The sequence below is a fragment of the Marinobacter sp. DSM 26671 genome, assembly GCF_900112835.1.
GTDB lineage: Bacteria > Pseudomonadota > Gammaproteobacteria > Pseudomonadales > Oleiphilaceae > Marinobacter > Marinobacter flavimaris.
Window position 1 is genome coordinate 84,756 of record NZ_FONF01000003.1, and the last position, 11,818, is coordinate 96,573.

At 59.8% G+C, this 11,818-nt stretch carries 14 protein-coding genes; 9 read left to right on the forward strand and 5 right to left on the reverse strand.

All coding sequences use genetic code 11. The annotated features are described in order from the left end of the window. Positions 1-117 precede the first annotated feature (117 nt). From ubiE to BM035_RS04340, 9 genes are all read left to right on the forward strand, one after another. Positions 118-909, forward strand: a complete 792-nt coding sequence (gene ubiE / locus BM035_RS04300; RefSeq protein ID WP_092030433.1) for a bifunctional demethylmenaquinone methyltransferase/2-methoxy-6-polyprenyl-1,4-benzoquinol methylase UbiE — start codon at positions 118-120, stop codon at positions 907-909. Beyond that, positions 909-1,550, forward strand: a complete 642-nt coding sequence (locus BM035_RS04305; RefSeq protein ID WP_092030435.1) for a ubiquinone biosynthesis accessory factor UbiJ — start codon at positions 909-911, stop codon at positions 1,548-1,550. Before ubiE ends, BM035_RS04305 begins: the two co-directional genes overlap by 1 nt. Beyond that, complete coding sequence (gene ubiB, locus BM035_RS04310; protein ID WP_092030437.1) at positions 1,547-3,190, forward strand: ubiquinone biosynthesis regulatory protein kinase UbiB; 1,644 nt, start codon at positions 1,547-1,549, stop codon at positions 3,188-3,190. Before BM035_RS04305 ends, ubiB begins: the two co-directional genes overlap by 4 nt. Before the next feature lie 27 nt (positions 3,191-3,217). Beyond that, positions 3,218-3,634 (forward strand): phosphoribosyl-AMP cyclohydrolase, encoded by a 417-nt coding sequence (gene hisI, locus BM035_RS04315; RefSeq protein ID WP_064229909.1) that lies wholly within the window; start codon positions 3,218-3,220, stop codon positions 3,632-3,634. 12 nt (positions 3,635-3,646) lie between these two features. Continuing rightward, the gene (locus tag BM035_RS04320; protein WP_014578404.1) at positions 3,647-3,976 is read left to right on the forward strand and encodes a phosphoribosyl-ATP diphosphatase; all 330 of its coding nucleotides are present in this window, start codon (positions 3,647-3,649) and stop codon (positions 3,974-3,976) included. An 88-nt stretch (positions 3,977-4,064) separates the two neighbouring features. Further along, the gene (gene tatA / locus BM035_RS04325; RefSeq protein WP_014578405.1) at positions 4,065-4,304 is read left to right on the forward strand and encodes a Sec-independent protein translocase subunit TatA; all 240 of its coding nucleotides are present in this window, start codon (positions 4,065-4,067) and stop codon (positions 4,302-4,304) included. Between the two features lie 11 nt (positions 4,305-4,315). Further along, the gene (gene tatB, locus BM035_RS04330) at positions 4,316-4,789 is read left to right on the forward strand and encodes a Sec-independent protein translocase protein TatB (protein WP_092030439.1); all 474 of its coding nucleotides are present in this window, start codon (positions 4,316-4,318) and stop codon (positions 4,787-4,789) included. Further along, positions 4,786-5,571 (forward strand): twin-arginine translocase subunit TatC, encoded by a 786-nt coding sequence (gene tatC, locus BM035_RS04335; protein ID WP_092030440.1) that lies wholly within the window; start codon positions 4,786-4,788, stop codon positions 5,569-5,571. Before tatB ends, tatC begins: the two co-directional genes overlap by 4 nt. Next, complete coding sequence (locus BM035_RS04340; RefSeq protein ID WP_092030442.1) at positions 5,568-6,287, forward strand: 16S rRNA (uracil(1498)-N(3))-methyltransferase; 720 nt, start codon at positions 5,568-5,570, stop codon at positions 6,285-6,287. Before tatC ends, BM035_RS04340 begins: the two co-directional genes overlap by 4 nt. A gap of 13 nt (positions 6,288-6,300) precedes the next feature. On the opposite strand, the gene BM035_RS04345 is transcribed toward BM035_RS04340, so the two are convergent. Genes BM035_RS04345 through BM035_RS04365 form a run of 5 tightly spaced genes read right to left on the reverse strand, consistent with a single transcriptional unit; the run spans position 6,301 to position 11,686 of the window. After that, the gene (locus tag BM035_RS04345; RefSeq protein ID WP_092030444.1) at positions 6,301-7,215 is read right to left on the reverse strand and encodes a DUF808 domain-containing protein; all 915 of its coding nucleotides are present in this window, start codon (positions 7,213-7,215) and stop codon (positions 6,301-6,303) included. Between the two features lie 19 nt (positions 7,216-7,234). Further along, positions 7,235-8,458 (reverse strand): FAD-dependent monooxygenase, encoded by a 1,224-nt coding sequence (locus BM035_RS04350; protein WP_092030446.1) that lies wholly within the window; start codon positions 8,456-8,458, stop codon positions 7,235-7,237. Next, positions 8,451-9,734, reverse strand: coding sequence for a 2-octaprenyl-6-methoxyphenyl hydroxylase (ubiH, locus tag BM035_RS04355; RefSeq protein ID WP_092030448.1), 1,284 nt, complete (start codon positions 9,732-9,734; stop codon positions 8,451-8,453). Before ubiH ends, BM035_RS04350 begins: the two co-directional genes overlap by 8 nt. Positions 9,735-9,740: 6 nt before the next feature. Then, a complete protein-coding gene (pepP, locus tag BM035_RS04360) occupies positions 9,741-11,060 on the reverse strand; it encodes a Xaa-Pro aminopeptidase (protein ID WP_092030449.1) in 1,320 nt (439 codons plus the stop codon). Between the two features lie 26 nt (positions 11,061-11,086). Further along, complete coding sequence (locus tag BM035_RS04365; RefSeq protein ID WP_014578413.1) at positions 11,087-11,686, reverse strand: UPF0149 family protein; 600 nt, start codon at positions 11,684-11,686, stop codon at positions 11,087-11,089. Positions 11,687-11,818 lie beyond the last annotated feature (132 nt).

Genomic DNA, 11,818 nt, shown 5'->3' on the forward strand with positions numbered 1-11,818 from the left:
TTTCTCTCGGATTTGAACGAATTTACAGTTTAGGGCGCTATTTAACTCACCGCCACCCTTGTAGCAACCCCGTCAGCGGTTAGAATACGAGGTTCAGATTCTGACAGGACATCTCCCATGAGCGAGCAGCAAACGCCAGCCAACCAGGCCGCAAACAACAACGGCCAGGACGACGTCACCCACTTTGGCTTTCGCAATGTGCCGAAAAGCCAGAAGGCGAGCCAGGTGGCCGAAGTATTCCACAGCGTGGCGGGCAAATACGACCTCATGAACGACCTGATGTCCATGGGGATCCACCGGCTCTGGAAGCGCTTCACCATCGAGCTTTCCGGAGTGCGTCCCGGCCACCAGGTACTGGATATTGCTGGCGGCACTGGCGATCTCACCATGAAGTTTTCAGACCTTGTGGGTCCGTCCGGCAAGGTGGTGCTGGCCGACATCAATGCCTCCATGCTGCAGGTGGGCCGCAGCCGGCTGACTGATCGCGGCTATGCCGGCAACATTGAATACGTACAGGCGGATGCCGAGCATCTGCCGTTTCCGGACAACAACTTCAATGCGGTATCCATCGCCTTCGGTCTGCGCAATGTCACCGATAAAGACCAGGCCCTGCGCGACATGACCCGGGTTCTCAAGCCCGGCGGCAAGCTGATGATCCTGGAATTCTCCAAGCCGACCAATCCATTGCTGAGCAAGGCCTACGACACCTACTCGTTTTCCGCTCTGCCATTGATGGGCCAGCTTATCGCCGGCGACAGCGAAAGCTACAAGTACCTGGCCGAATCCATCCGGATGCATCCGGACCAGGACACCCTCAAGGGCATGATGGAAAATGCCGGCCTGGTGAACTGCAAGTACTACAACATGACCGGCGGCATTGTCGCCCTGCATGTGGGAATCAAGCCCTGATGTTTCCCGGCCCCACCCTGCTTTCCGCTGTCTCCGCGATCCTGGAAAGCGCCCTGAACCGGGCGCTGGAACTGGATCCGGCGGGGCATCATGCCCTGATGGAAGCACTTGCGGGCCCGGTGCAGTTCAACATTACCGATCCTTTCCCCCTGACCTACACCCTGGATCGCGCCGGAAACCGCGTTCGGGTTGGCAGCCAGCCGGTCGACCAACCTGCTCTTGAGGTTACCGGCAAACCCATCGCCTTTGCGGCACTGGCCACCGGTGATGACCGGGTCTTTGCCGATGGCCGCCTCGAAGTTACCGGCGACACGGCCCTGGCCCACCAGCTGCAGCGCGCACTGAGCCAGCTTGAGCCGGATTGGGAAGCCGCCATGGCCCGGCATATCGGTGATGTACCCGCACACTTTTTGGGTCAGCGCATTCGCGGCGCCATCCGTTGGAGCCGTCAGGCCTTTCACTCCCTGAACGCCAATATCGAGGAGTATGTGCACGAAGAAAGTCGCGCCCTGCCCGGTCGGCGGGAACTGGAAGCTACGTTCGAGGATATCGACGAACTGAACCTGCGCACGGAAAGACTGGAAGCGCGGCTTAATCTGATTGAAAACCGCGGCAAGACTGACGAATCGGAGAACCTGTGACCCGCCTGCAACGCCTGTTCCGAATTGCCTGGGTATTCTGCCGCTATCGGCTGGACACGTTCCTGCCAATCGCAGAACTGCCCGCGCCCCTGAAGGTGTTTTTCCTGCTGGCGCCCTGGCACCTGTTCCCGCAACCGAAGCTCGATCGTGGCGACCGCCTTCGGCTGGCGCTGGAGGAACTGGGCCCCGTGTTCGTAAAGTTTGGCCAGATCCTCTCGACCCGAAGGGATCTTCTGCCGGACGACATGGCGGAATCCCTGAAGAATCTCCAGGACCGGGTACCGCCGTTCCCGAGCAATGAAGCCCGGAGCATTATCGAAACCTCCCTCGGTGCCCCGGTTTCGGACCTGTTTGCCGAATTCAGTCCGGACCCGCTTGCCTCGGCATCGGTTGCCCAGGTGCATGCAGCCACCCTGCGCAACGGCCAGAAGGTAGTTGTGAAAGTTCTGCGACCGGGCATCGAGAAGGTAATCCGTCAGGATCTGGCTCTGATGTACCTGATGGCCGGCCTGCTGGAAAAATACTGGTCCGAAGGCAAGCGCCTGCACCCGGTGGAAGTGGTAGCCGACTACGATTCCACCATTCACGATGAGCTGGATCTCCAGCGCGAAGCCGCCAACGCCAGCCAGCTGCGCCGGAATTTCGAAAACTCCTCGCTGATCTACATTCCCTTTATCGACTGGGACTACACCCGCAAATCCGTGCTGGTGATGGAGCGCATTCACGGCATCCCCATTGCCGATACCGCAGCCCTGAAGGCCGCTGGCGTCAACATGAAGGTGCTGGCTGAAAAAGGCGTGGAAATTTTCTTTACCCAGGTGTTCCGGGACAGCTTCTTCCATGCCGACATGCATCCGGGCAACATCTTTGTGGATACGTCCAATCCCTCGGATCCCCGATATATCGCCATCGATTTCGGCATCGTCGGCACCCTGGCACCGGACGACCAGAGCTACCTTGCCCGCAACCTGCTCGCCTTTTTCCGCCGGGATTATCGGCAGGTTGCGCAGCTGCATATTCAGTCCGGCTGGGTACCGCCCGACACGCCAGTGAACCAGTTTGAGGCGGCCATACGTACTGTTTGCGAACCCATCTTCGAGAAGCCGTTGAAGGATATCTCGTTCGGCCACTTCCTGTTGCGCCTGTTCCAGACCGCACGGCGGTTCAATATGGAAGTGCAGCCTCAGCTCGTTTTGCTGCAGAAAACCCTCCTGAACGTGGAAGGTCTGGGCCGACAGCTGTATCCCGATCTGGATTTGTGGAGCACCGCGCAACCCTACCTCGAGACCTGGATGCGCAAACGCATTGGCCCTTCGGGGCTGATCAAGTCGCTGCAGTCGCACCTTCCCTCCTGGCTGGAACAGTCGCCGGAAATGCCCCAGCTGGTGCACGATGCGCTCTTGCAACTGCGGCAGGCGGGGCCCACCGAGCCCCAGAACCGGGCAACACTGGCGTTGCTCCGGGAGCAGCAGGTCCGTACCGAGCGGCGTTGGCGGCGGGCGACATTGGCGGTACTGCTCATTGCAGGCGGCTTTCTGGGCACTCAGCCCGAGAGCCGGCAGTGGATTGAAAGCGTGCCTGCCTGGAGCTGGGCCCTGTTTGCCGTCGCTGGCGGGCTCATGCTCCGGGGCAGCCGATAACCGATAAAGATTTCAGGATTCACAAAAATGCAAAATAGCTCGGATAACGTCGAGACCCCTGACTGGCTGGATGCCATTCGCTGGACAGAGGAGGGTCTGGTTCCGGCCATCGCCCAGGACGCCGACACCGGCGATATCCTGATGATGGCCTGGATGAACCGCGAGTCGCTCAGGCTGACCGCCGAAGAAGGGCACGCCGTATACTGGTCGCGCTCCCGGGGCAAGCTCTGGCGCAAAGGGGAAACCTCGGGGCACCAACAGGTCATCCGGGACATTCGACTGGACTGCGACGAGGACGTCATCCTGCTGAAAGTAGAACAAAAAGGCGGCATCGCCTGCCATACTGGCAGACGCAGCTGCTTCTACCGGACCCTGAAAGACGGTCAGTGGGTCAGCGTTGACCCGGTGATCAAGGACCCCGGCACTATTTACGGCAGCAACTGAGGAGCAAGGACTGTGAGCGATGTACTGGAAAACCTGGCGAGGGTTCTGGAGGCCAGGAAAGAGGCAGACCCGGAAACATCCTATGTAGCCAGCCTCCACGCCAAGGGCCTGAACAAGATCCTGGAAAAAGTGGGGGAAGAGTGCACGGAAACCCTGCTGGCAGCCAAGGACGCAGAGCATTCCGGGGAAACCCGGGACGTGGTCTATGAAACCGCCGACCTCTGGTTCCACAGCATGGTCATGCTGTCGAGACTGGGCCTTGGCCCGAAGGACATCCTGGACGAACTGGCCAGCCGGTTCGACCTGTCAGGCCTGGAAGAAAAAGCGTCGAGGAACAAGTGAGCGGTAATACCTCTAAAGGGGTTTCCGCGTAACGGTTCTGGTAACGTACAATGTCATTGAACAGAAACATTAAAACGAGGACCCCGTAATGGGTATCAGCATCTGGCAATTACTTATCGTACTCGGCATTGTCATTCTGTTGTTCGGAACCAAGAAGCTTCGCAACATCGGCAGCGACCTCGGTGGTGCCATTCGCGGCTTCAAGAAGTCCATGAGCGATGAGGACTCCAAGGCCGAGAACCAGGAATCCCTGGAAGGCAAAGAAGGGGAGCAGCCACAGCAACAGGCGGCGGCCGAAGACAAGCCCCGGGACAAGTCCCACAGCTGAGACCAGGCTGAATGTTTGATATCGGCTTTCTTGAGCTGCTGATCTGCGGCGTCATAGCGCTATTGGTACTCGGTCCAGAGCGCCTGCCTGCGGCTGCCCGTGCGGCTGGCCGCTGGGTGGGTGGTGCACGGCGCATGGTTGGCCAGTTCACCTCGGAACTGGACCGGGAGCTAAAAGCCGGCGAACTCCGCGACGAGCTTCGCAAGGCAGGAGATGTTGGCCTCGACGACGTTCAGAAAACCGTGCGTGGCGCCCTGGACGAAGCCAGGAAATACGAGCACATGATCCTGCCCGAGAACGAGACCCAGAAGCCAAGGCCTGCACCTGCGACACGGCGTGTGTCCGGCCAGACAAAGGCCTCCGAGGCTCCGGCACAGGATCAGGCTGATACCAGTGACGCCCCGCAGACGCCAGACACAGGCTCTGCCGGGAACGAACAACCTAAAAACGAAACCCCGCAAAGTCCGCCGGATAACCGTTCATGAATGCAAAACCCGACGGCAACCAGCTGCCTCCGGAACAGCAGGAAATGCCACTGATCGAGCACCTGCTCGAGCTGCGTAATCGCCTACTGAAGATGGTTCTTGCGGTGCTGGTCTGCTTCGCGGCCATTTACCCGTTTGCCAACGAGCTGTACCTGTGGCTGTCTGAACCTATCCGTTCCCTGTTGCCCGTTGGCCAGACCATGATCGCAACAGATGTTACCTCGCCCTTCTTCGCACCGCTGAAGCTGGCCCTGGTTCTGGCTGTGTTCGCTGCCATTCCGATCATTCTCTACCAGCTCTGGAGCTTTATTGCCCCGGGCCTCTACGCCCACGAAAAACGCCTGGCCTTTCCGCTGCTGTTTACCTCGGTCATCCTGTTTTACGCGGGCGCGGCGTTTGCCTATTACGTGGTTTTCCCGCTGGTGTTCGGCTTCTTTACTGCGATAGGCCCCGAAGGCATCGTCGAACTTCCGGACATCACCAGCTACCTCAATTTTGTACTCAAGATGTTCTTCGCCTTCGGTGTGGCCTTCGAAATTCCGATCGCCACGGTGCTGTTGATCCTCACCGGCGCCACCACGCCCGCCGATCTTGCAGCCAAGCGCCCCTACGTGGTGGTGGGCTGTTTCATCATCGGCATGCTGCTGACGCCGCCGGATATTATTTCCCAGACCCTTCTCGCGGTTCCCATGTGGATCCTGTTCGAGGTCGGCATCCTGTTCGGGCGGCTGGCAAAACGGGAAGTCGCAGACCCGGAAAGCGAAGAGCCCGCCGGCGAATGAATCTGGCTTTACTGTTTGACGAGGATTTCGTGGCAACTGACCGTGCCGTTCTGCGCGGTCGACGCCTGGCGCACCTGCAGTCCGTGATCAAAGTGGTTGCTGGCGACACCGTGCCGGTCGGCCGCGCGGATGGCCAGTTGGGAACCGGCGAAGTTATCCGGCTTACCGATAACGAGGCGGAGCTGCGGGTGACGCTGGGTCAGGCTCCGCCGGCGCCTCTGCCGCTCACCCTGATACTCGCCATGCCCCGGCCCAAGATGTTCCGTCGCATCCTGCAAACCTGCGCTGCCCTCGGCGTGAAGGACCTCTGGCTGATCAACAGCTACAAGGTGGAGAAAAGCTTCTGGCAGACGCCGTGGCTCTCAGACGAACAGCTTCGGGAGAACCTCACGCTGGGGCTGGAACAGGCAAAAGATACCCTGATGCCCCAGGTGCATATCCGAAAGCTGTTCAAACCCTTCGTGGAAGATGAGTTGCCGGCGCTATTGGCGGATAAACGAGCCCTGGTAGCGCATCCCGGCACAAGCACCCCCTGCCCTGTGCACCTTAACCAGCCAACCGTGCTCTGCATTGGCCCGGAAGGTGGCTTCGCGGCTTACGAAGTGGGCAAACTGGAAGAAGCCGGCTGCCAGAGCGTGCATCTCGGCCCCCGTATTCTGCGGGTCGAAACCGCGGTACCGGTACTGGTGAGCCGGCTGTTCGACGCCTGCCTCTAGAGCCCCGGTCTTCTCAGGCGTTCCTCGCCTGCCACCATCGCGTCAGTGGCGTGATAATGGCCACCAGTAGCGCACCTGCCAGCACACCGAACAGGCCATTGGCCACCGTTGGCACGAGCACACCAGCCACACCACTGAAACCCTCGGCAAAGTGATAAATAGCGTCGTATACCGGCGTCAGTCCGTGGGTAAGAATACCACCGCCCACCAGAAACATTGCCAGAGTGCCCAGAATGGAGAGTGTCTTCATCAGATAGGGGGCCAGCCAGAGAATGCCTGAACCCAATTGCTGGAGCACCGGGCTCTCTTGCTGGCTGAGGTAGAGGCCGCCGTCGTCCAGCTTTACGATCCCTGCCACCAGGCCGTAAACAAAGACTGTGATCATAATCGCAACCACCGCCAGCACCATGAACTGCATGCCGATGGTCTGGGTCGTTACCGTTCCCAGGGTAATGGCAATGATCTCGGCAGACAGAATGAAGTCGGTGCGGATGGCGCCCTTGATCTTGTCTTTCTCGATCGCCCGCAAGTCGACGTCCGGGCTCTTTAGGGCTTTACGCAGCTCGCCCTTGCGCTTCTGGTCCTGCTCCCGGTGCAAAAACTTGTGCACCAGCTTCTCGAAGCCCTCAAAACACAGAAAGGCACCGCCGAGCATCAGCAGAGGCGTTACCAGCCAGGGCATGAAAAAACTGATCGCAAGGGCCGCCGGCACGAGGATGGCCTTGTTGATCATGGAGCCGCGGGCAACCGCGAGGACCACTGGCAGTTCCCGGGCAGGCCTTACACCGGTCACCTGCTGGGCGTTGAGCGCCAGATCATCCCCCAGAACACCTGCGGTTTTCTTGGTGGCGGCTTTTGTCATCAGGGCAACATCGTCCAGAACGGTGGCGATGTCATCGATCAGAACCAGAAGGCTGCTTCCTGCCATTGGACAATTCCTTTTTTATTCAGCCGTTAAGCCCCATGGCCTCGGCAGCTATACGATTTTTCACCGGCCCCATCTGGTTGAGCCAGCGCAGGCCGGTATTTCGCAGCCAGCGGACCGGCAGCTCATCACGGCCGAACAGCTGCTTGAAGCCCTCCATGGCGGCCATCATGGCGAGATTCTCGCCTTTCCGGCGGCGCTGATAGCGCGCCAGAACCAGTTCATTGGCTGGACTCAGGCCCGCCTTTTTGGCTCGCGAAAGCTCATCGAGCAGAGCCCGTACATCTCCGTAGCCAAGGTTGGCACCCTGTCCCGCCAGCGGATGAAGGGTATGGGCCGCATCGCCGACGAGGGCAAAACCGGGGGCAATGTAGTCCTTCGCGTGGCGCTGTCGAAGCGGAAAGGCGAAGCGGCCGGAAATGGACTCCACCGATCCCAGCTCGCGCTCAATCGCACGCTCAAGTTCAGCGGCAAAGTCGGTGTCGTCCAAAGCCATCAAACGCCGTGCTTCCCCGGTATCCTGAGACCAGACAATGGAACAGAAATGCTCATTTCCGGACTCTGGCAGCAAGGGCAAAAACGCCAGCGGCCCGGTCGTCGAAAATCGCTGCCACGCGGTGAAACGGTGAATCTGGCTGGTTTTCACCGTGCATACGATTGCCTGCTGGTCGTAGTCCCACTCACGCGTTGGCAGGCCAACCCACTGACGCAGACGGGAATTGGCACCGTCACACCCCACCAGTAGCCCCGCCGACAGGGATCGACCATCCTCCAGCTCAACCGTGTAACTCTCAGACAACCGTTTACAGCCAGTAATCCTCGCGCCATCAATCAGTTCGACCGGACTTTGTTCCAGGGCCCTGAACAGTGATCGCACGATGCTGCGGTTTTCGACAATCGTTCCGAGGGCTCTCGCCTGCAGCTCGGCTGCCTCAAACTGTATTCGCCCCGTGCCGTCGCCATCCCAGACGGTCATGGTCTGGTAAGGACAGTGTCGGCCCGCGGTAACCTCGGACCAGACTCCGAGCTGCTCCAGCAACTGCTGGCTGGCGACTGAAATGGCACTGACCCGCGGCTCGAAATCTCCAACGGTGGTGGCAGGGTCCGGTGCCTGAACCAGGGTTTCGTGATCGGAGCCCTCTACAAGCGCCACCTGCCAGCCCTGGCGCGAGAGCCCGAGAGCCAGGGCGGAACCGATCATGCCACCGCCAGCCACAAGAATATCGAACGTTTGCGCCTCACTCATTAGCCGGCGCCTCCCGGTTCAGGTTTCCGGGCCGCTCAATCACGGCCCTGCGGCCGCCCAGGCCCATGGCCTTGCGGGCAAACCAGCGTTTTGCCCCAGGCAACAGATCAAGACCCACCAGGCCGGCATCGCGGGCCGCCGCAACCGGCAGCATGGAATGCCCGAACAAACGAACAAGCGAATCGGAGAAGCGCACCGTCTGTTGCCAGTCTTCCCGATGCAGTGTCTGGTAGCGCTTCAGGACCTCGAGATCGCCAATCGACCTGCCCTGCTCTTCAGCCAGGCGAAACTGTTCGACCAGCGTCATGAGCCCTCTCAGCGCGAGATTGAAGCCCTGCCCGGCGACCGGATGCAGAGCATGGGCCGCATTGCCCACCAGGGCGACCCCGGGGCGCACTGGCTCATCCACCGTGGTCAGGGTCAGCGGATAATGATGACAGGCACCGATGCGGGTAAAACGACCCAGACGCCAGCCAAACCGGTCCTGAAGCCAGCGACATTTCTCATCGTCGGGCAGCGCCAGAACCTGCTGCAGAACCTCATCGGATAGCGTCCAGACCAGTGCCGACTGATGTCCGGCTCTGGTCGGTGATCCATGGGGCAGGAGAGCCATGGGACCGGCATCGGTAAATCGTTCAAAGGCAGTGAATCCATGGCCGTCACTGGTGGAGACATTAGCGATCAGGGCGTTCTGGCCATAGCTGTGACGATCCGGCCGGAACCCGAGCCTTTCCCGCAGACCGGAACGACCGCCATCTGCAACGACGAGGCAACGGGCCGTCAGTTCCGCGGTCTCTTCACCTTCTTCTGAGAGCTGAACACGGACGCCGCCCGGAATGGGCGTCATGTCCGTCACTTCTGCCGGCGCCCGCCACTGGACGTTGGTCTCCAGAAGCTCACGCATCAGGCACAAACCCATCCAGCGATTGTCCGCTACGTAACCAAGCGCCTCTTGGCCATGCTCCGCGGCATGCAGCCGGGTAGCGCCGAAATGCCCCCGATCAGAAACATGGATATGCTCGATGGGCGTGGCGTGCTCAGCGAGCCGGTGCCAGAGCCCGAGCTCTTCAAAGATCAGCCGGGAGCCCCAGGCCAGCGCGGTGGAACGGGCGTCGTAGCTGGGCTGGTAGCTGTCCGGCAGGGCGTCGGGAGACAACGGAAACGCCTCGACCACCGTCACACGGAGCGACGGCACCATCCGTGCCAACGCCAGGGCCAGGGTTGCTCCGGCAAGGCCACCACCGGCAATGATCAGATCAGTATCTGTCTTGGTCACAGGGTGTCAGTCCGCCATCAGGGCTTCAATTTCGGCAATGGTTTTCGGGACCGCTTCAGTCAGCACACGGCAGCCGTCTTTAGTCACCACCACGTCGTCTTCGATGCGAATTCCGATGCCACGCCACTTCTCATCCACGTCGGTATTATCCGGAGTAATGTACAGCCCCGGTTCAACCGTCAGGGCCATTCCGGGTTCCAGCTGGCGCCAAGCGTCACCGACCTTGTAATCGCCCACATCGTGCACATCCAGCCCAAGCCAGTGCCCGGTGCGATGCATGAAGAAGGGTTTGTAGGCTTCGTTGGCAATGGCATCTTCCAGGGTGCCGGACAACAGCCCCAGATCAATCAACCCCTGGGTCAGCACTTCCAGCGCCGCCTCATGGGGCCGGTTCCAGTGATTTTCCGGCGACACAGCCTCAATGGCCTGGTACTGGGCTGCCAGCACCACCTCGTAGAGGGCCCGCTGCTCGTTGCTGAACTTTCCGCTGACCGGGAAGGTGCGGGTAATGTCAGAGGCGTAGCACTGGTATTCACAGCCGGCATCGATCAGAACCAGATCGCCGTCTTTCAGCGGTGCACTGTTCTCAATGTAATGCAGGATACAGCCATTTGCGCCCCCACCCACAATCGACGGGTAAGCCGTTGAGCGGGCGCCATGCTCCATAAAGGTGTGGATCAGTTCGGCCTCAAGATTGTACTCGAAGCCGCCCTTGCGGGCCCGCTTCATGGCTCGACAATGGGCCTCGGCGCTGATCTGGCCGGCTTTGGCCATGATCTTGATCTCATTGGCGCTCTTGTACAGCCGCAAGTCATGAAGCAGGTGCTCCAGGGCCACGAATTCGCCTGGCGGGTGAGCGCCACTGCGAACCTTGCTGCGAATCATCTTCACCCAGTCCATGACCCGGGCATCGAAATGATCGTCCTTGCCCAGGGGATAATAGACCCGGCTACGACCTTCAATCATGCCCGGCAGGATGTCGTCGATATCTGCGATCGGAAACGCATCGTCCAGGCCATAGCGTTCGATGGCCCCTTCCGGGCCAACCAGGAAACCGTCCCAGAGTTCCTTCTGCGGATTTCGCTCCTTGCAGAACAGCACCGACTCACCATGCTCGCGCCCCGGAATCAGTGCGAGCACAGCTTCCGGCTCACCAAAACCGGACAGGTAATGAAAATCACTATCCTGGCGAAACGGGTGCAGCACATCCCGATTACGGACACGCTCCGGAGCGGCCGGAATTATCGCAATACTGTCTGGCGCCATACGCTCCATCAGCTTGCGACGGCGCTCGGCAAACTCCCTTACGGGAATCATGGAGTTCATAGTCTCTCCTGCGATCAGGACCCGGCTCAGTGCAGGGTCGGCGAATCAGACTTCGGCGGTTCGGGGGCATTGAATTCGGTAAAGACGGCGAGCGCCCCCAGCCGGATGTATTCGGTAATCTCCAGCAACTGCTGCTCGCTCTCGTCGTCCGCTTCTTCCTCTTCGGATAGCTGGCTGATGGCCACCATATCCTCGATCAGCTCCCGGATCTCGTCCGGCGCCTGGCCGAGTGACTCGCCGGCCGAAAGTGCCATACCCTCGAGAAATCCCCGCACCCAGGAAACCAGGGCTTCCAGCCGCTGCTCAATGGCATAGTCGTCATCCGGCAGTAAAGGATGGAAACTCATGTCTGCTGATTTCAAGAGCTCGAGGGTCTGTTCATAGGCTTTGTTCATGAACGGAGCGAGATCATCGGACTCTTCGGCCGCGTTCTCGGCCAGCCCCATGTGTTCGCACACCATGGCCAGCCACTCCGGCTCTTCGATACGCGATCCGGCCGCCAGGCGACCACAGAGCGCGCCGTGCAATTCGGATGGGTGGCTGAATGCCTTGTGAGCTGTAAAAACGTTGGCCCAGCGCTCGAATTCTGCGGCGCGGGCAGCACCGGAAGTGTCGGTTTCTGACATGAAACAGGCGGATCCTGTGTTAATGGATTAGAGGTCTATCCTAGCATTCAGGCGGTGCCAAGGCACTGCCTGTTGATTTTTATCCGGCAAGCGAACAATATGTTATAACGTATCATTTCTACCGAGAGATAT

Bases quoted from the DNA above. Each gene is read 5' to 3' on its own strand.
- ubiE (WP_092030433.1), top strand. From the start codon at position 118: ATGAGCGAGCAGCAAACGCCAGCCAACCAGGCCGCAAACAACAACGGC.
- BM035_RS04305 (WP_092030435.1), top strand. From the start codon at position 909: ATGTTTCCCGGCCCCACCCTGCTTTCCGCTGTCTCCGCGATCCTGGAA.
- hisI (WP_064229909.1), top strand. From the start codon at position 3,218: ATGCAAAATAGCTCGGATAACGTCGAGACCCCTGACTGGCTGGATGCC.
- tatA (WP_014578405.1), top strand. From the start codon at position 4,065: ATGGGTATCAGCATCTGGCAATTACTTATCGTACTCGGCATTGTCATT.
- tatB (WP_092030439.1), top strand. From the start codon at position 4,316: ATGTTTGATATCGGCTTTCTTGAGCTGCTGATCTGCGGCGTCATAGCG.
- tatC (WP_092030440.1), top strand. From the start codon at position 4,786: ATGAATGCAAAACCCGACGGCAACCAGCTGCCTCCGGAACAGCAGGAA.
- BM035_RS04340 (WP_092030442.1), top strand. From the start codon at position 5,568: ATGAATCTGGCTTTACTGTTTGACGAGGATTTCGTGGCAACTGACCGT.
- BM035_RS04345 (WP_092030444.1), bottom strand. From the start codon at position 7,215: ATGGCAGGAAGCAGCCTTCTGGTTCTGATCGATGACATCGCCACCGTT.
- BM035_RS04350 (WP_092030446.1), bottom strand. From the start codon at position 8,458: ATGAGTGAGGCGCAAACGTTCGATATTCTTGTGGCTGGCGGTGGCATG.
- pepP (WP_092030449.1), bottom strand. From the start codon at position 11,060: ATGAACTCCATGATTCCCGTAAGGGAGTTTGCCGAGCGCCGTCGCAAG.
- BM035_RS04365 (WP_014578413.1), bottom strand. From the start codon at position 11,686: ATGTCAGAAACCGACACTTCCGGTGCTGCCCGCGCCGCAGAATTCGAG.